Source organism: Streptomyces sp. NPDC058701 (assembly GCF_042715295.1).
Taxonomy (GTDB): Bacteria; Actinomycetota; Actinomycetes; order Streptomycetales; family Streptomycetaceae; genus Streptomyces.
The window spans coordinates 42,321-63,585 of sequence record NZ_JBHXSY010000038.1 but is presented as its reverse complement, the minus strand read 5'-3'; the positions used below and the strand labels follow the sequence as shown (position 1 = coordinate 63,585).

Genomic DNA, 21,265 nt, shown 5'->3' with positions numbered 1-21,265 from the left:
CGTCTGCGCGGCCTGCGCCGTCTGCGCGGCCTGCGCCGTCTGCGCGGCCTGCGCCGCCTGCGCCGCCTGCGCGGCCTGCGCGGCGGCCCGGCGGCTCGGCTCCCCCGATTGCGCGGCGCCCCGGCTGCGCGGCCTGCGCGGCCTGCCCGGCGGCCCGGCGGCCCGGCTCCCCCGGTTGCACGGCGCCCCGGTTGCGTGGCGGCCCCGATTGCGCGGCGGCCCCGCCTGCGTGGCGGGCGGGTTGTGGGGCCGGGCTGCGGCCGGGGGCTGCGGGGGCGGGGTGTACTGCGGGGGCGGGTCCGGCGGGGCGCGCTTATGGTGGGCTGCATGGTCCGGGGGGCCGCCCGAGGAGGGTGCGGTGCCCCGTACGCGAACCGCCGCCGCGGCCTGCGCGCTGGTCCTGGCCGCCGTGGGCACCGCGCCCGCGGCCGCCCCGGCGCAGGCCCCCACGGCGGCGACCCCCACCACCGGCACCGCGGTCCCGCGCGTCCGCTGGGGGGCGTGCCCCGAGCGGCGGGTGCCCGCCGCCATGCGGTGCGGGACCGTCGAGGTGCCGCTGGACCACGCCGCCCCCGGCAAGGGGACGATCAGGGTGGCGCTCGCGCGCCTCCCCGCCACCGGCAGCGGCCGGCACCTCGGCTCGCTGCTGCTGAACTTCGGCGGACCCGGCGCCCCGGGCGTCGCCGGCCTCGCCGCCGACCCCGACGCCTTCGCGAAGCTCGGCGAACGGTACGACCTCGTCGCCTTCGACCCGCGCGGGGTCGGCCACAGCGCCCCGGTGTCCTGCGCCGGTTCCCAGGAGACCGGCCAGGACGCGGCCACCGACGCGGCCGCCCAGCTGGCCGCCCTGCGCGCGGTGGCCAAGCGCTGCGAGCTGGCCTCCGGCCCGGTCCTCCCGTACGTCGGCACCGTGTACGTCGCCCGCGACATGGACGCGGTGCGCCGGGCGCTGGGCGACGAGAAGCTCAACTACCTCGGCTTCTCCTACGGCACCCGGCTCGGCGCCGTGTACGCCGCGCAGTTCCCCCACCGCACCGGCCGCATGGTCCTGGACGGCGTGGACACGCTGTCCGAGCCGCTGGCCGAGCAGGCCCTGGCCACGGCGCGCGGCCAGCAGCGGGCCCTGGACCGCTTCCTGTCCTGGTGCGCCCACCAGCCGGGCTGCGTGTACGGGACCAACACCCGCACGGCCAAGGAACAGGTCGACGACCTCGTGGCACGCCTCGACCGGCGGCCGCTCATCGGCGGCGACGGCTCGTACGTGACCGGCCAGGACGTCGCCGGCTCGATCGGCGCCGCCCTGTACTCGCCGCACGCCTGGCCCGCGCTCGCCGACGCGCTGAAGCTGGCCGAGGAACACGCCGACCCGGTCGGGCTGCTCCAGCTCGGCGGCCCCGTCGGCCCGACCGGCGAGGACGACCGCGAGGACGACCGGGAAGACGGCGGCGCGGACGGCGGCGGTGCGGAGCCGCAGGGCCCCGGCTCGGTGCCCGCCGACAACGCGGACGCGGCGCTCGCCGCCGTGAACTGCGCCGACGACCCCGACCGGTCGAACGACACGGCGAGCCCGGCCCGCATCGAGAGCGAACTGGAGTCGCTGCGGCCCGAGTTCGAGAAGACCTCGAAGATCTTCGGGCCGCGCCAGCTGATGACCGTACTGGCCTGTTACGGCCGGCCCGCGGGCACCGACTTCATCCGGCGGATCGACCGCCCCGGCGCCCCGCGGATGCTGCTCGTCGGGACCCGGGGCGACCCGGCCACCCCGTACGAGTGGACGGAGGAGACGGCCCGCCGGCTCGGCTCCGCGGTGGTCCTGGACCACAAGGGCGACGGGCACACCGGCTACCTCGCCTCGCCCTGCGTGCGGGAGTACGCGGACCGCTTCCTGCTCGACGGGCGGCTGCCGTCCGGGACGCGGTCCTGCCCCGCCGGCGAGTGAACCGACGGGGCGGGCGGCGGCCGTCCGGGGCGCGGCCGCCGTGCGGCGCGCGGCCGCCGAACGGGCCGCGCTCAGCAGTTGGCGCGCGTCGGGCGTCCGGCGAAGCGGTCCGCCAGCCAGTTCGCGACCGCCGGGGACTGGGTGATCACGCCGCTGACGTGCTCGCCGAGCCAGATGGTGTCGAACTCGACGTTCGCGCCCCGCGCACACCACTCGGAGCGCAGCCGGCTGCCCACCGCGTACGGGATCAGCTCGTCGGCGAGGGCGTGGTACTGGTACACCGGCGCCGCCGGGGCGGTGCGCCCCAGCCGGCTCTGGTTCAGCCGGGCCTGCCAGTCGGGCTGCGCGAGGGGGTTGCGCGTGGTCAGGTCGGAGATCCGCTTGAACGAGCCGGCGATGGCGTCGATCGCCACGCAGTTCTCCTTCATCGCGCCGACCAGCACCTTGCCCGCCGGGTTCAGGTAGGAGTCGAGCTTCAGCTCCGGGAAGGCGGCGTCCTGGCCGGCCGCCGCCATGAAGATGAGGCCCGAGCCGTAGGAGCCGTTGTTGAAGTCGGCCACCTTCAGCAGGTCGGCGGGCACACCGCCGGTCGCGGTGCCCTTGACGCGGAGCTCCGGCGCGTACGAGCCCTGCAGCTCGGCGGCCCAGCTGCTGGCCTGCCCGCCCTGGGAGTACCCCATGATGGCGACCGGTCCGGTCGGCGACAGCCCGGCCTCCGGCAGCCGCTGGGCGGCGCGGGCCGCGTCGAGGACGGCGTGCCCGGCGGAGGGGCCGACCGTGTAGGTGTGGACGCCCGGGGTGCCGAGGCCCTCGTAGTCGGTGACGACCACGGCCCAGCCGCGCAGGGTGAGCTGCTGGATGAGGTTGGCCTCCATGGCGGTGCCGTACGGGATGTTGTTGCTCGGCGCGCAGGAGTCGCCCATGCCGACCGTGCCTACGGCGTACGTGATCAGCGGGCGCGGGCCGGTGCGGCCGTCCTGCGGGACGATGACGGTGCCGGAGACGGTGTTCGGGGCGCCGTCGGCCGTGGTGGACCGGTAGTGGATCTTCCAGGCCTTGGTGCCGGTGGGCTGCCCGGGCAGCGGGTGGAACGCGGAGGGGGCGCTGCTGACGACGTCGCCGGGCGCGCCCGCGGCGGCGCCGGAGCCGGCCCCGTCCTGGGCGCCGGCGGCGGCGGGGCTCCAGACGGCGACGGCCACGGCGGCCACGGCGGCGAGGGCGGTACTGCGGAGGCGCGGGGGGTTTCGGAAACGCATGGGGCGGCTCTCCCAACGGTCCGTGCGGGGGTAGGTGAGGCGAAGGTAGTGACCGACCGGTCGGCATGTCGCTGACCGCACAGCTCACCTTTCCTGACCCGACCTCCCACCCCTGTCCGCCGCACGGAGCGTCAGCCGAACGGGACCGCTGCCGAACGCCCGCGCAGGGGGACCGGTTTCAGCCGCCCGAGGCGATGCGGTAGGCGCCCGGGGTGGTGCCCGTCCAGCGGCGGAACGCGCGGTGGAAGGCCGTGTCCTCCGAGAAGCCCAGCCGGGCGGCGAGTTCCGCGATCGGCTCGCCGCTCTCCGCCAGGCCCGCGATGGCGGCGTCCCGCCGGACGTGGTCCTTCAGCTCCTGGAACGAGGTTCCCTCCCGCCGGAGCCGGCGCCGCAGCGTCGCCGGGGACACCGCCAGGCGCGCCGCCACCTCCCCGAGCCCCGGCAGCCGCGGCGAGGTGCGCAGCTGCCGGGTCAGGGCCCGGCGCACCTGTTCCGCGACCGTGGTTCCGTACTCCGGCCGGGACAGCAGGTCGAAGGGGGCCCGGCGCAGCATCGCGTCGAGCGCGGGCTCGTCCCGTACGAGCGGCGCGGCCAGCCAGTGCGCGTCGAAAGCGGCGCCCGTACGGTCCGCGCCGAAGCGGACCGGGCAGCCGAAGAGCACCTCGTACTCCTCCGCGTGCGGTGGCGGCGGGTAGGCGAAGGCTGCCTCCGCGAGCGGGATGCGGTGGCCGATGAGCCAGCTGCTGAGCCGGTGCCAGATGGCGAGCACGCACTCGGTGAGGAACCGCTCCTCGTCCCGGTCGAAGTCGTTGCGGACGGTGAACCGGGCCTGCCCGCCGACCACGTCGAGCGCGAGCTCGGGCCCGCCGGGGAACAGCCCGTAGAAGGCGGCCGCGCGCTGCGTCGCCGCGCCGAGGTCCCGGCAGCCGAGCGAGGCGCAGCACATCATCGCGAACGTGCCGGGGCGGCTCGGGACGCGGCTCAGGCCGAGGAACTCGTCCTGCGTGGCCCGGTACAGCGCCCGGAACAGCCGGGCGAACTGCGAGGGCGTGATCCGCGCCCGGTCGTCCCCCAGCAGCAACGGCGGGATCTGCGCCGCCTGGAGCAGCGGCACGGTGTCGAGGCCGCCGGCGCGGGCCCCCGCGAGCAGCGCCCGTACGTGGTGCACGGTGATCGTCCGCCTCCCCATGCCTGCGACGGTAGCCGCCGGGGCCCCGGTGCGATACGGACGCGACACCACCGGTCGCACCCGATGAGCGCTGCGGCCAGCGCGGCTGACGTCTCCGGTCATGCCGCGGGGCCGCCCGCGGTGCCTAGCGTCGGGGGTCACCGAGTCCCGGGAGGGCATGCGATGGACGGTCGGCCCAGCACGCTGGCGGAGTTCACCCGATGGACCGCGGAGCGGTACGGGTCCGGGACCGCCCTGCGGTTCCGGGCGCGGACGGACCCGGGCGACGGCGCGGCCCCGGAGGCCCGCGGGGGGTGGCGGACCCGTACGTACGCCGAACTGGACGCGGAGGCACGGGCCGTCGGGTGCGCGCTCCTCGGGCTGGGGGTCGCCGCCGGGGAGCGGGTCGCGGTCCTGGCGGAGACCCGGCCGCGGTGGACGTACACGCACTTCGGGGTGATGGCGGCGGGCGCCGTCCTCGTGCCGGTCTACCCCACGGCCGGGGAGGAGGAGCTGGCCTGGGTGCTGTCGGACTCCGAGGCGGTCGCGGTGGTCTGCGACGACGCGGCGCAGCGCGAGCGGGTCGAGTCCCTGAGGGGGAAGCTGCCGGCGCTGCGGGCGGTGGTGCTGATGGACGAGCTGCCCGGTCTGCACCGGGCCCCGGAGGCCGACCTGCTGGCGCGGGCGGCCGCCGTGACGCCGGAGGCGGACGCGTCGATCGTCTACACCTCCGGCACGACCGGGCTGCCGAAGGGGTGCCGGCTCACCCACGGGAACCTCGGCGCCGTCCAGGACGCGACGCTCCCGCTGGTCGAGGGCGGTCCGGGGGATTCGACGTACCTGTACCTGCCGCTGGCGCACCTGCTGGCCCAGCTGATCCAGTTCACGACGCTGCTGGAGGGCGGGGAGCTCTGCTACTTCGGCGGGCGGATCGAGGACGTGCTGGCGGAGCTGGGAGAGGTGCGGCCCACCCATCTGCCGTCCGTGCCACGGCTGTTCGAGAAGCTGCACACGGTGGTGCTGTCCCTGGCGGAGTCCCGCGAGGGCGGCCGGGAGGGCTTCGAGGAGGCGGTGCGGATCGGCGTGCTCGCGGCGGAGGGCCGGCTCCCCGAGTCGCTCCGGGCGGCGCACGCGGCGGCCGAGGACTCCCTGTACTCCCTCGTCCGCGGCGCGTTCGGAGGGCGCCTGAAGTGGGCGCTGACCGGCGGCGCCCCGATCGCACCGGCGACGCTGGACTTCCTGCGGGCGTGCGGGATCGCCGTGTTCGAGGGGTACGGCATGACGGAGTCGGGCGGGGTCATCTCCCTCAACCACCCGGACGCGGTGCGGTACGGGACGGTGGGCCGGCCGGTCGCGGGCTGCGAGGTGCGGATCGGGGAGGACGGGGAGGTCCTCGCGCGGGGGCCGATGGTCTTCCCCGGCTACCACGCGAACCCGCGGGCCACGGCCGAGACCGTCGACCCGGAGGGCTGGCTGCACACGGGGGACCTCGGCGAGCTGGACGGGGACGGCTTCCTGCGCATCACCGGCCGCAAGAAGGAACTGGTCATCACCTCGGCGGGGAAGAACCTCACCCCGACGGAGGTCGAGTTCGCCGTCCAGCGCTCCCGCTACGTCTCCCGGGCGGTGATGATCGGCGACCGCCGCCCCCACCCGGTCGCCCTGATCACCCTGGACGCGGAGGAGATCACCGCCTGGGCCGCCCGCGAGGGCCTCGATCCGGGACCGGACCCGGCCGCCCACCCCGCGGTCCGCGCCCTGGTGGAAGCAGCGGTCGAGCAGGCCAACGCCACGGTCTCGCGCCCGGCCCGCATCCGGGCCTTCCACATCCTCCCGGAGGAGTTCTCGATCGAGGCGGGCACCCTCACCCCGACCCTCAAGCTCCGCCGTGCGGCGGTGGCGCAGCGGTACGCGCGGGAGATCGAGGAGCTGTACGCGGGGTGAGCGCAGACGAGGGGCGGACGGGGCCAGGGGCGGAGGCGCTCAGGGCAGAGGTGCTCAGGGGCGGGGCCAGTTCTTGGTGGAGTCCTCCAGGCGGGCGAGTTCCGCCGCGTGGGCGCTCATGCGGGTGGCGGTGCTGCTCGACGTGTAGAGGACCGTGCCGACGACGGCGACCGGCAGTGAGAGGAGGGTGAGGGCGAGGAGTCCGCCCAGGTCCCGCTCGGCGTCGCAGGACCCGCCCTCGGCTTCGGCGTAGGTCTCGGGCTGCCGGTCGTCCCCGGCGTCGTAGAACACCCGGGACTCGCAGTCCTGGTCGGAGGGCCCGGCGAACGGGAGCAACAACTGGGCGGCGACCCAGAGCCAGATGCCCGACGCCGCGGCGAGCAGGCCGAAGCCCCAGGCGAGCCGCCGGGCGGCCTTCTCACGGAAGTCCCGGTCGTACACCAGTGCACTCATGCGCCCGAAGCTAGCAAGCGGCCCCCGCCCCGGGCTGCGGGGGGCGGCGAGGACGGCACGGGACAGAAGCCGAAAACGGATGCCGAAGGGCAATCCGGGCGACTGGCCCGGGCCTTGGGCCACCCGCCCGCGCGGCCCCGGTGAAGCCGAGACGAATGGTGCGTCACATCTGCAGGGGGGACGGCGAGTCGCTGCCGAATACCTGATAGACAGTGGATATTCACGGCCCGACCGGCCGTACGCCTTTGACGGCTCCTGGGGGGATCGCCGCACTGTGAAGCCGCTTCACCGTCACCTCGTCAACACCTCGCGCAAGGTCCTGTGCACGGCCGCCCTCGCGGCCAGTCTCACCACCGCAGCGGTCGTGAGCACCCCGACGACCGCCGACGCGGGCGAGTCCGAGCCGACGCCGGACAGCCCCCAGGCCGCCGACCGCGGCGACGCGCGGCTGGACCTGCCCGGGGAGGTCGCCGACCCGCAGGTGCCCGCGGGCGCCGCGACGCAGGAGGGGGCCAACGGCATACCCGCCACCGCCCTCGACGCCTACCAGCGCGCCGGGCTGTCGGTGGCCGCCGCGCTGCCCCACTGCCAGCTGCCCTGGGAACTCCTCGCCGGCATAGGCCGGGTCGAGTCCGTGCACGCCTCCGGATACGGCCTCAAGACCGACGGCTCCACCGAGAAGCCGATCCGCGGCCCGCGCCTCGACGGCAACGGCTTCGCCGAGATCCGCGACACCGACCGGGGCGAGTGGGACGCGGACGTCGTCTACGACCGCGCCATCGGCCCGATGCAGTTCATCCCCTCCACCTGGCGGACCTGGGGAGCCGACGGCAACGGCGACGGCAAGCGCGACCCCAACAACCTCTACGACGCGGCGCTCGGCGCGGGCCTCTACCTGTGCGCCGGCGACAAGGACCTGACGAACGCCGCCAAGCTCGACCAGGCGATCCTCAGCTACAACAACTCGCGCGAGTACGTGAACACGGTGCTCGGCTACATGCGCCAGTACCAGGCCGGCGGCGCCGCCGGGGTCCCGAACCCGCCCGTCGGGAACTACCCGACCACGCCGCCCGGCACCCTGCCCACCCCGCCGCCCCGGACCACCCCGCCGGTGACCGTCACCCCGCCGGCGCCGGTCAGGCCGACGACCCCGCCGGTGAAGCCCACGACCCCGCCGGTGACGCGGCCCGAGAAGCCCGTACCGCCCGCCGCGCCGCACCTGGCCGAGCTGACGCTGCTGGGCGGCGCGGGACTCAAGGCCGAGACCGGAGCGGCCTTCGCCGACGTCCCCAAGGTGAAGGTGGTCCTCAGCGACGGCAAGCCGGCCGTGGGCCAGGACGTCGTCTTCACGGTCGAGTCGGACACCACCGGCGGCACCGCCTTCCCGAAGGCGCCCGTCGACTCCCTCGTGGTCAAGACGGACGCGTCGGGCACCGCTGCCGCCCCCGGCCTCAGGGCCGGCGCCAAGCCCGGCACCTTCACGCTGCGAGCCTCCGCCTACGACAAGGTCGGCGGGCTCACGGTGAACGTCACCGGCACGGTCACGGCGAAGCCGGTCGTCGACCTGCTGGCCCGCCCGGCGGGCTCGAAGGCGCTGACGGCGGTCGCCGGCACGAGCTTCAAGGACGTGGTGCTCCTCGCCACCGCGCAGGGCGAGCCGCTCGCCGTGAGCGGAGTCCTCGCCGAGCTGGTGGAGAAGAAGGACGGCGCGTGGGTCCCGGTGGACCCGGCGACGGCGAAGGGCCCGTACTTCAAGGGCGCCGGGGAGGGGGAGAAGGTCACCCGCCTGGAGCTCCCCGCGACCGGCCCCGACGGGAAGATCGTCCTGCCGGCGCTGATCACGGCCGCGGACCTCGCCCCGGGCACCTACCACCTCCGCCTGACCACCCCGGACAAGGTCGCCCTGGTCCTGGACCTCGAGGTGACCGCCGCCACGGCGACCACCCCGCCGACCACCTCGCCGACCACTCCGCCGGCGGACCCGGCGAAGGACCCGGCGAAGACTCCGGCCAAGACCGCCTGACCCCCGGCCCGACGGCCGCCGCCGCGAGGGCCGCGGCCGGTCCGGGCCGGCACGCACGTACGGCTGTGGGCCCCGGCACCGGGAGAACGGTGCCGGGGCCCACAGCCGTACCCGCCACCACGCCCGGGAGGCACAAGGCAGGAGCCCCGCCGCTCTGCTCGCGCAGAGGGGACGGGGCTCCTTGGGTACTGCTTCCAACCGCGATGAGGTTGGCCCAGGCGACTAGGCCGGGGTGACGTTCTCCGCCTGCGGGCCCTTCGGACCCTGCGTGACGTCGAAATTCACCGTCTGGTTCTCTTCCAGGGAGCGGAAGCCAGCGGCATTGATCGCGGAGTAGTGGACGAAGACATCCGGGCCGCCGCCGTCCTGGGCGATGAAGCCGAAGCCCTTTTCAGCGTTGAACCACTTGACGGTTCCGGTAGCCATGAGCCCTCCTATGGGCCAAAGGGTCGCCCTGCTCCAGAACCTGCTAAGAAGTCTGAAAACTACAAAAGCCTGCGGGTCACATTCTCCGCAGGCCTCGTACTGCAAGGGAAACCAAACTGCAACTTGCGACGAGCCTAGCACGCACCCTCGGGCCAGGACCAGAGGGAAAGATCACGTCACCCGGACGTTTGAGACCCGCCGGAACGCTGACGTGAGGAGGGGGGCTAGTCTCGCGATGTGGACGTCTATCGCAGCCGGCCCCGCGTCGGCCACATTCAGTTCCTGAACTGCCTGCCCCTCTACTGGGGGCTGGCCAGAACCGGCACGCTGCTGGACCTGGAGCTGACCAAGGACACCCCCGAGAAGCTGAGCGAGCGCCTCGTCGCGGGCGACCTCGACATCGCCCCCATCACCCTCGTCGAGTTCCTCCGCAACGCCGACCAGCTCGTCGCCTTCCCCGACCTCGCCGTCGGCTGCGACGGGCCCGTGATGTCCTGCGTGATCGTCTCGCAGGTGCCGCTGGAGCAGCTCGACCGCGCCCGCGTGGCCCTCGGTTCGACCTCCCGGACCTCCGTACGCCTCGCCCAGCTGCTGCTCACCGAGCAGTACGGGGTGCGGCCCGACTACTACACCTGCCCCCCCGACCTGGGGGTGATGATGCAGGAGGCCGACGCGGCGGTGCTGATCGGCGACGCCGCCCTGCGCGCCTCCCTGCACGACGCCCCCCGGCTCGGCCTGGCCGTGCACGACCTGGGGCAGATGTGGAAGGAGTGGACCGGGCTGCCGTTCGTCTTCGCCGTCTGGGCCGCCCGCAAGGACTACCTGGCCCGCGAGCCCCTCGTCGTCGAGAAGGTCCACGAGGCCTTCCTCGCCTCCCGGGACGTGTCCCTGGAGGAGGTCACCAAGGTCGCCGAACAGGCGGCCCGCTGGGAGGCCTTCGACGCCGAGCTCCTGGAGCGGTACTTCACCACCCTCGACTTCCGCTTCGGCCCCGAGCAGTTGGCCGGAGTACGGGAATTCGCGCGGCGCACCGGACCCACGACGGGCTACCCGGCCGATGTCGCCGTGGAGTTGCTGAACACCGTCCGTCTGTAGTCCCCGGGGGCCCGGGGCGGGCGAATGGCAGGTTTACCGCGAATTCCCGCCCTTTTCGCATTCCGGTCGCCCGGCGGGAATGCGAAAGGGAATGCGGGCCGGGAAGACCGGCGCCCCGGTAAGGCCCGGACCAGGAGCCGCCGCGCCCCCGAAGCCCTAAGGTGCTTCAGGGGCCGGGCCGTGCGGGAGGTTCGGTCCGGGAACGCGGGGGAGGGGGACGCGATGCAGCCGCTCGAAGCCGGCGAACCGCGGACCATCGGCGCCTACCGGCTGCTCGGCCGGCTCGGCGCGGGTGGCATGGGCCGGGTCTACCTGGGGCGCAGTGCGGGCGGCCGGACCGTCGCCGTGAAGATCGTGCACCCGCACTTCGCCGCCGACGAGGAGTTCCGGGCCCGGTTCCGCCGCGAGGTCGAGGCCGCCCGGCGGGTGGGCGGCGAGTGGACCGCCCCCGTCCTGGACGCGGACCCGGGGGCGGCCGTGCCGTGGGTGGCCACCGGATATGTGGCCGGACCCTCCCTGGACCGGGCGCTGACCTCGCACGGGCCGCTGCCCGAGCGCTCGGTGCGGGCGGTCGGCGCCGGGCTCGCCCGGGCCCTGGTCGCCGTACACGGGCTGGGCCTCGTCCACCGGGACGTGAAGCCGTCCAACGTGATGCTGACCCTGGACGGGCCGCGGCTCATCGACTTCGGGATCGCCCGCGCCACCGACGGGACGGCCTCCCTCACCTCCACCGGGGTCTCCGTCGGTTCGCCCGGCTACATGGCGCCCGAGCAGATCCTCGGCAAGGGCGTCACCGGCGCGGCCGACGTCTTCTCGCTCGGCGCGGTGCTGGCCTTCGCGGCGACCGGGCGGCCTCCCTTCACCGGGGACAACTCCGCCACCCTCCTCTACAAGGTCGTGCACGAGCCGCCCGAGCTGGGCGACGTCCCCGCCGGGCAGCTCCGCGAGCTCATCGGCGCCTGCCTGGCCAAGGCGGCCCCCGACCGGCCCGCCCCCGGGGAGGTCGCCGCGGCCCTCGGCGACGCCCTGGGCACCCCGGGCTGGCTCCCGGGGCCCCTCGTCGAGGAGGCCAGCCGGGCCGCGGTGGCCCTGCTCGACCTGGACGCGGCGGCGCCCGAGCACCCCTCGGGGCCGGTGCCCTTCACCACCCCCTCCTACGGCGGCGCGGCCGACCCCGGCGCCGGCTTCGGGGCGCCGGACCCCTCGTACCGGGACCCGTACGGCCCGGCCGGGACCGGCTCCGGACCGCATCCGGCGACGCCGGGCCCGTACGGACGGCCCGCCCCGGGGCCCACCGGCCCCGCTGCGGCGGCGGGCGTTCCCGGCCCCCGGAGCGCGCCCGACGGGCGGCGGCTCAGCGTGAGCGCCGCCGGACGGCGGTTCAGCTGCACCGTGGTGCTCGCCGCGGCCGCCGTCCTGGCGGCGGTCTCCGGCGGCCTGTACGGCCTCGGCCTGCTGCCCGGCGGCGACCGAGGGGGACGCGACGTGGCCGGCGACACCGGTCCCTCCGCCTCCCGGACGCCCGCCCCGGCGGGCAGCGCGCCGGCCACCCCGCGCGCGAGCGACAGCCCGGGCACGGGCACCGGCCCGACGGCGAGCGGCCGGCCGCCCGAAGGAACCCGCGACGACGTCCCCCGAGAGTTCGTCGGCACGTGGAAGGGCACGGCCACCACCAACCTGGGGGCCACGGTGGAGTTCGAGATCACCATCCGGGCCGGCCGGGTCGGCAGCGTCGTCGGCCGGGACAAGTCCGTCGTCCCGCTCCTCGGCACCGACTGCAGCGGGGACTGGAAGCTGGCCTCCGCCACCGACCGCTCCCTCGTCCTGGACACCTCGGGCGGCCCCAACCCGGCTCCCGGCATCTGCTCGGGCGGCTCCGCCGACGAGCGCTTCACCCTCAACCCGGGCGGAACGCTGCACTACCGGTCGGGGGACAAGGCTGCCGGAAATCCCGAGGGAGACCTCACCCGAAGCCCCTGACGGGCCCGCGGCGGCGCTGGCGTAGGCTGGATCGGTCCGGACCTTGACACACCGCCGAAAGGTGACGCACCGGTGACCGACCAGGCCGCTCTCCAGTCTGTCCTCGACCGCGCCGCCGCGGGAGGCCGGATCACCCGGGAAGAGGCGCTCGACCTCTACCGCCACGCGCCGCTGCACGCACTCGGCCAGGCAGCCGACGCCGTGCGCCGCCGCCGCTACGCCGGTACCGAGCACATCGCGACGTACATCATCGAGCGCAACATCAACTACACGAACGTGTGCGTCACGGCGTGCAAGTTCTGCGCCTTCTACGCGGCCCCCAAGGACGCGAAGAAGGGCTGGTCCCGCGACCTCGACGACATCCTGCGCCGCTGCGCGGAGACCGTCGAACTGGGCGGCACCCAGATCATGTTCCAGGGCGGGCACCACCCGGACTACGGCGTCGAGTACTACGAAGAGCACTTCGCCGCCATCAAGAAGGACTTCCCGCAGCTGGTCATCCACTCCCTCGGCGCGTCCGAGGTCGAGCACATGGCCCGCATCTCCGGCGTCTCCGCCGAGGAGGCCATCGCCCGCATCCACGCGGCCGGCCTCGACTCCTTCGCCGGCGCCGGCGCCGAACTGCTGCCGGAGCGACCGCGCACCGCGATCGCCCCGCTCAAGGAGTCCGGCGAGCGCTGGCTGGAGATCATGGAGATCGCCCACCGGCTCGGCGTGGAGTCCACCTCCACCATGCTGATGGGCACCGGCGAGACCAACGCCGAGCGCATCGAGCACATCGCGATGATCCGGGACACCCAGGACCGTACGGGCGGCTTCCGCGCCTTCATCCCGTACACCTACCAGCCCGAGAACAACAAGCTCAAGGGCCGCACCCAGGCGACGATCTTCGAGTACCTGCGCATGATCGCGATCGCGCGCCTCTTCCTCGACAACATCGCCCACATCCAGGGCTCCTGGCTGACCGTCGGCAAGGAGGCGGGCCAGCTCTCGCTGCACTACGGCGCCGACGACCTGGGCTCGATCATGCTGGAGGAGAACGTCGTCTCCTCGGCCGGTGCCAAGCACCGCTCCAACCGCCAGGAGATCATCGACCTCATCCGCAAGGCGGGCCGCACCCCGGCGCAGCGCGCGACCACGTACGAGCACCTGCTGGTGCACGACGACCCGGCGAACGACCCGGCCGACGACCGCGTGGTCTCGCACATCTCCTCCACCGCCCTCGAAGGCGGCACGGCGCACCCCGAGCTGAAGCTCATCTCGACGAACTGACCCGGCCGTGCTGACGCTCCACACCGCCGAACTCCTCGTCCCCGGGCCGGGATCCGCCCCCGTGCCCGGCGGCGCGGTCCTCGTCGAAGGGGACCGGATCGCCCGCACCGGGCCGTACGCGGACCTCGCCGCGTCGCACCCGCACGCCCGCTGCCGGCGCTGGCCCGGGGTGCTCACGCCGGGCCTGCTGGTCCGCGGCGCGGACGAGCTGCTGGAGCGCACGTACTACCCGGACGACCCGTACGAGGTCGCCGAGCTCGGCACGGAACCGGTCACCGGCGAGGCCGCGCTGGCCGAGCTGAGGATGACCGAGGCGCGGTGGGGCCACAGCGCCCGGCGCGGTACGCAGAAACTCCTCGCGCGCGGCGTCACGGCCGTCACCGGCCGCTTCGCGATCGCGGCGGTGCGCACGGCCGTGGTCCGCTCGGGGCTCACCGTCCTGCCCCCGGCGGCGGCGCAGGCCGGAGTTCCCGCGTCCCTGGACCCGTTCGCCGGGCGGGACGCCGCCGAGGAGGCGTTCCACGGGGTGCTGGAGCCGGGCGCCCCGGCCCGGTTCGCGGTCTTCGCGGCCGCGGATCCGGCGGAGCTGCTGGAGCGGGGCGCGACCAGCTGCGTGGCCACCGTCATCGGGGGCCGGCTGCTGCACCGTCGTCGCTGAGCGGGGGGCAGTGGGGGGCCGTGCGCAGGTCCTCGCGGGCGAGGGCCGCCAGCAGGCAGGCCTGGAGGCGGCTGATCCCGCCCAGCTTGGCCCGTATGTTCACCACGTGGAACTTGACCGTGCTGACGGACAGCCGCAGCTCGACCGCGAGCTCCGCGTTGGAGGCGCCGGTGGCCAGGCACAGGAACACGGCCGACTCCTGCTCGGTCAGCTGGGCCCGGGCCGGAGCCGGCACGCCGTGCGGGGGGAACCACGTGGGGACGCTGAAGCTGACGACGCGCACGGTTTTCCACTCCTCGGCCCCCGGCCGGCCCATCCGGTGGCCGGCCCTCCCGGTTATGGGACGCTCGGGCCGGACAGATAAGTTCCGCTCGCACTGTACGGCCAGGCATTGGCCGTACAGCCCTGGAGCCCCTTGATCTGCTGCATCATCGCGGGCGCGGGCTGGCCGGGGCCCGGGCAGCTCTCGTGGCCGCGGCCGATCTCGTGCCCGACCTCGTGGTTCACGATGAGCGCCCGGTACTCGTCGACCGGGCCGTTGAACTGCGGTGATCCCTCCTGCCAGCGCTTGAGGTTCACCACGACGGTGTGTCCGGCCCGGCAGTTGGTCTCGCCGATCAGCTCGGGGGTGACCACCTCGCACAGCCGGTCGGTGGTCGTCGGGGTGGCGATCTTGACGGTGAAGTCGACCTGCTGGCCCGGCCCGACCAGCTGGAAGGCGTACGCCGGGTCCTTGGTCCAGCCGCGCGGGTCGCCGAGGATCTTCTCCACGGCGCGGGCGGCCGTGTCCGGGTCGACGCCGCTGTTCTCCTCCACCTCGATCCGCCAGCGCAGCGCGGTCCCCGCGCCCTGGGGCGGCCCGGAGGCCGCGGAGGGCTTGAAGGTGCCCGGGCCGGAGGCCGGGACGGCCGTGGTGGACGGGGCAGCGCTCGTCGGCGCCGTGGACGGCTTGGGCGCCACCGGACTCTGCGCCGGGGGCGCGGCGGAGGAGCGCTTCGGCACGGGGGCCGCCTTGCCGCCCTGCGGGGCGGCCGCGCCGGACCCGTCCGCGGGGCTCTCCCCGGCCTCCGGTGTCCGGGCGGCGGCCGCGGGCTTGCCGGAGACCCCGGCGGAGTCCTCGCCGGGCACCATCGCGTAGCCGGTCGCGGAGACCGCGAGGAGGGCCGCTGAGCCGAGGATCGTACGCCGCAGCCGCGTCCGCCGCTGTGCCCGGCGCCGGGCGCGCGGGCTGAGGGAGGAGCGACCGGTGGAATGGCCTGCCGGCATCGTGAAGCCCTTTGCTCGGCGGCCGCTGCCGGACCGGCCGCCACGGGGGCCACGGTCCGGAGGTGACCCTCACCGGGCCGCACCCGGCCAGTCAACTCGGCCGCGGGGCATCGGCGTAACTGGCCTTCGGGCCAGTTGTGCGATTGGGAGCCGGTGTGGGCGGGTATACCGGGTGGCCGCCGCGCATGCCGGACACCGCCGGCCCGCCCCGGACACCGCCGGCCCCCTCCGTGCGCCCCGGCCCGCTCCGTGCGCCCGGCGTTCCGTCCCGTGCGGCCCGGCCGCCCCGCTCCGCCCCCGGGGCCCCGGCCGAGCCGCCGCGTCCGGGGGCGCCGCGGCCTGAGAGGATGGGCCCGTACCCGATCCGCATCGCACACCGAGGGGCGAACACCAGTGACTAGGGCTTCCCTGGACAAGCAGCCGCACGAAGTCGCCTCCATGTTCGACGGGGTCGCGGCGAACTACGACCTCACCAACGACGTCCTCTCGCTCGGCCAGGCCCGGCTGTGGCGCAAGGAGGTCGCCAAGGCGGTCGGCGCCCGCCCCGGGCAGAAGGTCCTCGACCTCGCCGCGGGCACCGCCACCTCCTCGCTGCCCTTCGCCGCGACCGGTGCGTACGTGGTCCCCTGCGACTTCTCCCTCGGCATGCTCCGCGAGGGCAAGAAGCGCAACCCCTGGCTGCCGCTGACCGCGGGCGACGCGACGAAGCTGCCGTTCAAGGACGACACCTTCGACACCGTCACGATCTCCTTCGGCCTGCGCAACGTCCAGGACACCGACGCCGCCCTGCGCGAGCTGTACCGGGTGACCAAGCCCGGCGGCAAGGTCGTCATCTGCGAGTTCTCCCAGCCGACCTGGGCGCCCTTCCGCACGGTGTACACCGAGTACCTGATGCGGGCCCTCCCGCCCGTGGCCCGCGCCGTCTCGTCCAACCCCGACGCGTACGTGTACCTCGCCGAGTCCATCCGGGAGTGGCCCGACCAGCCCGCGCTGGCCGCCCTGCTGCAGAAGGCCGGCTGGTCGAAGGCCGCCTGGCGCAACCTGAGCGGCGGGATCGTCGCCCTGCACCGCGGTACCAAGGACTGACACTGCCGTGGACTACCAAACGCTGCTGGAACAGGTCGCGGAGGACATCGCCCCGCTGATCGGCAGCGGGACGCCCGCCGAGTACATCCCGGCGCTCGCGTCCGTGGACCCCGCGCGGTTCGGGATGGCGATCGTCGACCTCGACGGCAACGTCCACGGGGTGGGGGACTGGCAGGTCCCCTTCTCCACCCAGTCGATCACGAAGGTCTTCGCGCTGGCCCTCGCCCTGGCCGAGGGCGGCGTCAGCCTGTGGGAGCGGGTGGGCCGGGAGCCGTCCGGCAACCCGTTCAACTCCCTCGTGCAGCTGGAGTACGAGAACGGCATCCCGCGCAACCCGTTCATCAACGCGGGCGCCCTCGTCGTCACCGACCGGCTGCAGACCCTGACCGGCGACGCGAGCAGCGAACTGCTCGGCTTCCTCCGGAAGGAGAGCGGCAACCCCGACATAGGCTTCGACGCCGAGGTCGCGGCCTCCGAACAGGCACACGGCGACCGCAACGCCGCCGTCGCGCACTTCATGGCCTCGTACGGGAACATCGACAACCCGGTGCCCGCGCTGCTGGAGCACTACTTCTGGCAGTGCTCCATCGAGATGAGCTGCGCCGACCTGGCCCGCGCCGGCCGCTTCCTGGCCCGGCACGGCCTGCGCGCGGACGGCTCACGGCTGCTGACGCGCAGCGAGGCCAAGCAGATCAACGCCGTCATGCTGACCTGCGGGACCTACGACGCCGCGGGCGAGTTCGCCTACCGCGTCGGGCTGCCCGGCAAGAGCGGGGTCGGCGGCGGCATCGTCGCGGTCGTCCCGGGACAGTGCACCATCGCGGTGTGGAGCCCCGGGCTGGACGCCCGGGGCAACTCGGTCGCGGGCGTGGCGGCCCTGGACCGGTTCACCACGCTGACGGGCCTCTCGGTCTTCTGACCTCCGCTGCGGCGCCGGCGGTCGCCCCGGCGCCGGCCGTCGCGGTCAGCTCCCGGACAGTGTCAGCTCGTAGCGCCGGCTGTGGCGCAGGCCGCCCGGGAGCAGGAAGCGGTCCGCCAGGGTCATGCCGAGCCGCTCCGCCACCGCGATCGACCGCTGGTTCTCGTCGTTGATCATCGCGACGACGTGCGGGACGCCCACCGCGCGGACCCGCTCCACGGTGGCCAGCGCGGCGGCGTACGCGTACCCCTTGCCCCACGCGGAGCGGCCCAGCCGCCAGCCGATCTCGATCTCCCCGACCGGTCCCCACTCCTTCTCCCGGGGCCACGGCTGCGCGCCCGCGAAGCCGATCACCGCGCCGTCCGTGTCGAGCAGGGTCCACAGGCAGTGGCCGAGCTGCGCGTCGTGCATGCGCTGGCGCGCGGTGAACTCCTCGTACAGGGACAGTTCGGCGGGCCCGCCGAGGAACTCCATCACCTCCGGGTCGTCGAAGACCCGGTGCCAGGCACGGGCGTCCTCGTCGGTGGGCACGCGCAGCTGCACGGCGGGAAGCGGCCGGGTCGGCGAGGTGGTCATCGGAGGCACCCTTCGGATCGCGATCTCTCTCGCTGCATAGACTGCACACGTCCGGTGCCGTTGGGCACCCTTTATCGAGCCTCCGGGAGATCCCGCAGTGACCGAGCCCCTCTCCGAACACTCCGCGGACGTGATCGTCGTCGGGGCCGGGCCCGCCGGCTCGACCACCGCGTACTACCTCGCCAAGGCCGGATTGGACGTCCTGCTCCTGGAGAAGACCGCGTTCCCCCGCGAAAAGGTGTGCGGCGACGGGCTGACCCCGCGCGCCACCAAGCAGCTGGTCTCCATGGGCATCGACATCTCCGAGGAGGCCGGCTGGCTGCGCAACAAGGGCCTGCGGATCATCGGCGGCGGTCAGCGCCTCCAGCTGGACTGGCCGGAACTCGCCTCCTACCCGGACTACGGACTCGTGCGCAAGCGCGACGACTTCGACGAGACCCTGGCCCGACAGGCCCAGAAGGCCGGCGCCCGGCTCTACGAGCGCTGCAACGTCGGCGAGCCCGTGCGCGACCCGCGCACCGGCCACATCACCGGCGTGCAGGCGAAGCTCGGCGAGGAGAAGACCCCGGTCACCTTCAGCGCCCCGCTCGTCGTCGCGGCCGACGGCAACTCCTCCCGGCTGTCCCTCGCGATGGGGCTGCACCGGCGCGAGGACCGCCCGATGGGCGTGGCCGTGCGGACGTACTTCACCTCGCCCCGGCACGACGACGACTACCTGGAGTCCTGGCTGGAGCTGTGGGACCGGCGCGGCGCGCAGGACCGGCTGCTGCCCGGCTACGGCTGGATCTTCGGCATGGGCGACGGCACCTCCAACGTCGGTCTCGGCATCCTCAACTCCTCCTCCGCCTTCAAGGAGCTGGACTGGCGCGAGGTCCTCAAGGCCTGGTGCGCGTCCATGCCCGAGGACTGGGGCTACACCCCCGAGAACATGACGCAGCCGATCCGCGGCGCGGCCCTGCCGATGGCGTTCAACCGGCAGCCGCACTACACCAAGGGCCTGCTGCTCGTCGGTGACGCGGGCGGGCTCGTCAACCCGTTCAACGGCGAGGGCATCGCCTACGCGATGGAGTCGGGCCAGATCGCGGCCGACGTCGTCGTGCAGGCCCACTCCCGCGCCACCCCGGCGCTGCGCGAACTCACCCTGCACAGCTACCCGAAGGTCCTCAAGGAGACGTACGGCGGCTACTACACGCTGGGCCGCGCCTTCGTGAAGCTGATCGGCAACCCGAAGGTCATGAAGGTGGCCACCCAGCGCGGCCTGACCCACCCGGTGCTCATGCGGTTCACGCTGAAGATGCTGGCCAACCTGACCGACCCGACGGGCGGCGACGCGATGGACCGCATCATCAACGGACTCTCGAAGGTGGCCCCGAAGGCCTGACACGGGCGCGGGGCACGGCCGGGTCCTACGGGGCGGGCCGCGGCGGGGTCTCCCCGGTGCGGCCCGTTTCGCCGTACCGGGGGCCGGCGGGGCCGCTGTACGGGCCGTCGTACGGGGGCCCGGCGTCGTCCCCGGCGCGGTGCACCGCGCGCACGCAGCGGGTGAGCAGCACCAGCCCGCACAGCAGGAGCACCGCCGAGGCGCTCCAGCCGAGGCCGAGGGACAGCGCGTTCCCGGGCTTCTGCCAGGGGCGGGCGGTGCCCAGCAGCCAGCCGCCGACGGCGAGGAGGCCGAGCCCGGACGCGGCCGGGACGGCGGTGGGGTCGCCGCCGCGGGGGTACGCGTGCGGTCGAGCGCTCACGGGACCACCACCTCCGGGTTCGGGGCGGGTCCACGGGACGGACGCGCCGCGGCCATCTTCGCAGGGCACCGGGCGGTGCGGCACGGGCCGTCCGCCGGGCAGGGCTCGTGCAGACGAGGAGGAGGGGAGCGAAACGGCGTGCGCGCACCGACTCGAACCGCTGTCGGGACGCCGAAGGGCCGGCACTCCGCCCCCGAGCGGGGGAGTACCGGCCCTTCCTGACGCTCCGGAGACCGGAGAGCGGCTCAGAGGACGCGCACGGCGCCCGTCGGCTTGTCGTAGCTCAAGGAGCGCTCCACGATGCCGGTGCTGGAGTTCTGCGCGCCGACGAACTTGCCGCCGCCGACGTAGACGGCGACGTGGTACGCGCTGCCCTTGGAGCCCCAGTACAGGATGTCGCCCGGCTGCAGGGCGCTGAGGGACACCGAGGTGCCGGCCGTGGACTGCTGCTGGGACATGCGCGGCAGGGTGATGCCGGCCTGGCGGTAGGCGGCTCCGACGAGGCCGGAGCAGTCGAACGACGAGGGGCCGGTGCCGCCGAGCACGTACGCCTTGCCGACCTGTGCGCGGGCGAAGTTCACGATGGCCGCGGCGGAGCCGGTGGCGGGCGCGGTGACGGTGCCCGTGCCCTGGGAGGGGGCGGTGCTCTTGCCGGAGCCCGAGGTGGACTTCGAGCCCGAGCCGGAGTCGGACGCCGAGGCGGTCGCCAGCGTGGAGCGGGCGGAGCTCCGGTTGGCGCGGTCGGCCGCTTCCTTGCGGTCGGCCTCCTGCTTCGCCTTCTTCTCGGCGTCGGCCTTCTGCTGGGCGTCTTCCTTGGCCTTCTTCGCCTCGGCGGCGGCGCCGGTGCGGGCGCTCTCCTCCTGGGCGGTCAGTTCGCCCTCGACGGCGGCCAGACGGGTGTTCTCGGCCGCGACGGTGACGGCGGAGGAGACGTCGGCGCCGAGGTCCAGGTTGAGGACCGGCATCTCGAGCGTCGTCTCGGCCACGGGCTCTGCGGTCGGGGACGCGCTCGCGGTTCCGGCCATGGCCAGGGTGCTGAGGACGCCACCGGCTACTCCGGCGCGGACCGCGAGCTTCGAGGCGCTGCGGCGGGGCTTCCGGTGGCTGGGTATGTGAGCGGTGTGGGACATGAGGACTAGCGCTATCAGGGCGTCAGGGGTCCCTTCAAGAAACGTGGTCTGCGCCACAGTTGTGCGCGAAGGGGGCTAACCGGGCGCGTCGGTCCTCTTATTGACGCAGTAACGGGCTAATCGGACACACCGTCACAACCCTGTGATCATGTCGTTTCTGCATTAAGTCCGAATTGATCCACGGCCTACCATTCCGCCGGACAGTTGGCCAAGCCCCGTTTCGGAAGCGCCGATTCACCGTGACGCAGGTCACAGTTACGTCACGCCGCGCGGACGTTGTGGCCCCGCTGTGATCCGGCCGTGAAGGCCCCGCGTGGTTCGTGAACGGATGC

Annotated in this window: 19 protein-coding genes; 10 read left to right on the top strand and 9 right to left on the bottom strand. The window is 74.2% G+C overall.

What is annotated here, in order from left to right:
- The first annotated feature begins 358 nt into the window (after nt 1–358).
- The gene (locus tag ACFWW8_RS30075) at nt 359–1,939 is read left to right on the top strand and encodes an alpha/beta hydrolase (RefSeq protein WP_386533626.1); all 1,581 of its coding nucleotides are present in this window, start codon (nt 359–361) and stop codon (nt 1,937–1,939) included.
- 71 nt (nt 1,940–2,010) lie between these two features.
- Here the strand turns inward: ACFWW8_RS30075 and ACFWW8_RS30070 are convergent, their stop codons facing one another.
- Nucleotides 2,011–3,195 carry a lipase family protein gene (locus tag ACFWW8_RS30070; RefSeq protein ID WP_386533623.1) on the bottom strand — a complete coding sequence of 395 codons (1,185 nt, stop codon included), beginning with the start codon at nt 3,193–3,195 and terminating at the stop codon, nt 2,011–2,013.
- A 178-nt stretch (nt 3,196–3,373) separates the two neighbouring features.
- Nucleotides 3,374–4,384, bottom strand: a complete 1,011-nt coding sequence (locus tag ACFWW8_RS30065) for an AraC family transcriptional regulator ligand-binding domain-containing protein (protein WP_386533621.1) — start codon at nt 4,382–4,384, stop codon at nt 3,374–3,376.
- A gap of 162 nt (nt 4,385–4,546) precedes the next feature.
- On the opposite strand from ACFWW8_RS30065, the gene ACFWW8_RS30060 reads away from it, so the two are divergent.
- Nucleotides 4,547–6,307, top strand: coding sequence for an AMP-dependent synthetase/ligase (locus tag ACFWW8_RS30060; protein ID WP_386533618.1), 1,761 nt, complete (start codon nt 4,547–4,549; stop codon nt 6,305–6,307).
- Between the two features lie 54 nt (nt 6,308–6,361).
- On the opposite strand, the gene ACFWW8_RS30055 is transcribed toward ACFWW8_RS30060, so the two are convergent.
- Nucleotides 6,362–6,760 carry a hypothetical protein gene (locus ACFWW8_RS30055; protein WP_386533615.1) on the bottom strand — a complete coding sequence of 133 codons (399 nt, stop codon included), beginning with the start codon at nt 6,758–6,760 and terminating at the stop codon, nt 6,362–6,364.
- Nucleotides 6,761–7,034: 274 nt separating this feature from the next.
- Between ACFWW8_RS30055 and ACFWW8_RS30050 the strand changes: the two genes are divergently transcribed.
- Nucleotides 7,035–8,783 carry a lytic murein transglycosylase gene (locus ACFWW8_RS30050; RefSeq protein WP_386533612.1) on the top strand — a complete coding sequence of 583 codons (1,749 nt, stop codon included), beginning with the start codon at nt 7,035–7,037 and terminating at the stop codon, nt 8,781–8,783.
- A gap of 222 nt (nt 8,784–9,005) precedes the next feature.
- Here ACFWW8_RS30050 and ACFWW8_RS30045 read toward each other — a convergent pair whose 3' ends face one another.
- Nucleotides 9,006–9,209: a cold-shock protein gene (locus tag ACFWW8_RS30045; RefSeq protein ID WP_351275452.1), complete on the bottom strand. Its 204-nt coding sequence runs from the start codon at nt 9,207–9,209 to the stop codon at nt 9,006–9,008.
- A 237-nt stretch (nt 9,210–9,446) separates the two neighbouring features.
- On the opposite strand from ACFWW8_RS30045, the gene ACFWW8_RS30040 reads away from it, so the two are divergent.
- From ACFWW8_RS30040 to ACFWW8_RS30025, 4 genes are all read left to right on the top strand, one after another.
- Entirely contained in the window at nt 9,447–10,304 is an 858-nt protein-coding gene (locus ACFWW8_RS30040; RefSeq protein WP_386533610.1) for a menaquinone biosynthetic enzyme MqnA/MqnD family protein, read from the top strand.
- Nucleotides 10,305–10,526: 222 nt separating this feature from the next.
- Complete coding sequence (locus ACFWW8_RS30035; protein ID WP_386533608.1) at nt 10,527–12,284, top strand: protein kinase; 1,758 nt, start codon at nt 10,527–10,529, stop codon at nt 12,282–12,284.
- Nucleotides 12,285–12,356: 72 nt separating this feature from the next.
- Entirely contained in the window at nt 12,357–13,556 is a 1,200-nt protein-coding gene (mqnC, locus tag ACFWW8_RS30030; RefSeq protein WP_386533605.1) for a cyclic dehypoxanthinyl futalosine synthase, read from the top strand.
- Between the two features lie 7 nt (nt 13,557–13,563).
- The gene (locus ACFWW8_RS30025; RefSeq protein ID WP_386533602.1) at nt 13,564–14,214 is read left to right on the top strand and encodes a hypothetical protein; all 651 of its coding nucleotides are present in this window, start codon (nt 13,564–13,566) and stop codon (nt 14,212–14,214) included.
- On the opposite strand, the gene ACFWW8_RS30020 is transcribed toward ACFWW8_RS30025, so the two are convergent.
- Together ACFWW8_RS30020 and ACFWW8_RS30015 are read right to left on the bottom strand one after the other, a co-directional pair.
- The gene (locus ACFWW8_RS30020) at nt 14,180–14,497 is read right to left on the bottom strand and encodes a response regulator transcription factor (protein WP_386533599.1); all 318 of its coding nucleotides are present in this window, start codon (nt 14,495–14,497) and stop codon (nt 14,180–14,182) included. The two genes, ACFWW8_RS30025 and ACFWW8_RS30020, sit on opposite strands and share 35 nt — an antisense overlap.
- A 53-nt stretch (nt 14,498–14,550) precedes the next feature.
- The gene (locus tag ACFWW8_RS30015; protein ID WP_386533596.1) at nt 14,551–15,480 is read right to left on the bottom strand and encodes a DUF3152 domain-containing protein; all 930 of its coding nucleotides are present in this window, start codon (nt 15,478–15,480) and stop codon (nt 14,551–14,553) included.
- A gap of 393 nt (nt 15,481–15,873) precedes the next feature.
- Between ACFWW8_RS30015 and ACFWW8_RS30010 the strand changes: the two genes are divergently transcribed.
- Both ACFWW8_RS30010 and ACFWW8_RS30005 read left to right on the top strand, forming a co-directional pair.
- Nucleotides 15,874–16,566 (top strand): demethylmenaquinone methyltransferase, encoded by a 693-nt coding sequence (locus tag ACFWW8_RS30010; RefSeq protein WP_386533593.1) that lies wholly within the window; start codon nt 15,874–15,876, stop codon nt 16,564–16,566.
- A gap of 7 nt (nt 16,567–16,573) precedes the next feature.
- Entirely contained in the window at nt 16,574–17,485 is a 912-nt protein-coding gene (locus tag ACFWW8_RS30005; RefSeq protein WP_386533590.1) for a glutaminase, read from the top strand.
- A 45-nt stretch (nt 17,486–17,530) separates the two neighbouring features.
- Here ACFWW8_RS30005 and ACFWW8_RS30000 read toward each other — a convergent pair whose 3' ends face one another.
- Nucleotides 17,531–18,061 carry a GNAT family N-acetyltransferase gene (locus ACFWW8_RS30000; RefSeq protein WP_386533587.1) on the bottom strand — a complete coding sequence of 177 codons (531 nt, stop codon included), beginning with the start codon at nt 18,059–18,061 and terminating at the stop codon, nt 17,531–17,533.
- 97 nt (nt 18,062–18,158) lie between these two features.
- Here ACFWW8_RS30000 and ACFWW8_RS29995 point away from each other — a divergent pair, with 97 nt between their 5' ends.
- Entirely contained in the window at nt 18,159–19,442 is a 1,284-nt protein-coding gene (locus ACFWW8_RS29995) for a geranylgeranyl reductase family protein (RefSeq protein ID WP_267724050.1), read from the top strand.
- A 25-nt stretch (nt 19,443–19,467) separates the two neighbouring features.
- Here the strand turns inward: ACFWW8_RS29995 and ACFWW8_RS29990 are convergent, their stop codons facing one another.
- Complete coding sequence (locus ACFWW8_RS29990) at nt 19,468–19,803, bottom strand: hypothetical protein (protein WP_386533583.1); 336 nt, start codon at nt 19,801–19,803, stop codon at nt 19,468–19,470.
- Between the two features lie 245 nt (nt 19,804–20,048).
- Nucleotides 20,049–20,933 (bottom strand): C40 family peptidase, encoded by an 885-nt coding sequence (locus ACFWW8_RS29985; protein ID WP_386533580.1) that lies wholly within the window; start codon nt 20,931–20,933, stop codon nt 20,049–20,051.
- Nucleotides 20,934–21,265: the final 332 nt, after the last annotated feature.

Excerpts from the sequence above, each read along its gene's own strand:
- ACFWW8_RS29985 (WP_386533580.1), bottom strand. The coding sequence starts at position 20,933 with ATGTCCCACACCGCTCACATACCCAGCCACCGGAAGCCCCGCCGCAGC.
- ACFWW8_RS30060 (WP_386533618.1), top strand. The coding sequence starts at position 4,547 with ATGGACGGTCGGCCCAGCACGCTGGCGGAGTTCACCCGATGGACCGCG.
- ACFWW8_RS30035 (WP_386533608.1), top strand. The coding sequence starts at position 10,527 with ATGCAGCCGCTCGAAGCCGGCGAACCGCGGACCATCGGCGCCTACCGG.
- ACFWW8_RS30045 (WP_351275452.1), bottom strand. The coding sequence starts at position 9,209 with ATGGCTACCGGAACCGTCAAGTGGTTCAACGCTGAAAAGGGCTTCGGC.
- ACFWW8_RS30000 (WP_386533587.1), bottom strand. The coding sequence starts at position 18,061 with ATGACCACCTCGCCGACCCGGCCGCTTCCCGCCGTGCAGCTGCGCGTG.
- ACFWW8_RS30015 (WP_386533596.1), bottom strand. The coding sequence starts at position 15,480 with ATGCCGGCAGGCCATTCCACCGGTCGCTCCTCCCTCAGCCCGCGCGCC.
- ACFWW8_RS30070 (WP_386533623.1), bottom strand. The coding sequence starts at position 3,195 with ATGCGTTTCCGAAACCCCCCGCGCCTCCGCAGTACCGCCCTCGCCGCC.
- ACFWW8_RS30055 (WP_386533615.1), bottom strand. The coding sequence starts at position 6,760 with ATGAGTGCACTGGTGTACGACCGGGACTTCCGTGAGAAGGCCGCCCGG.
- ACFWW8_RS30065 (WP_386533621.1), bottom strand. The coding sequence starts at position 4,384 with ATGGGGAGGCGGACGATCACCGTGCACCACGTACGGGCGCTGCTCGCG.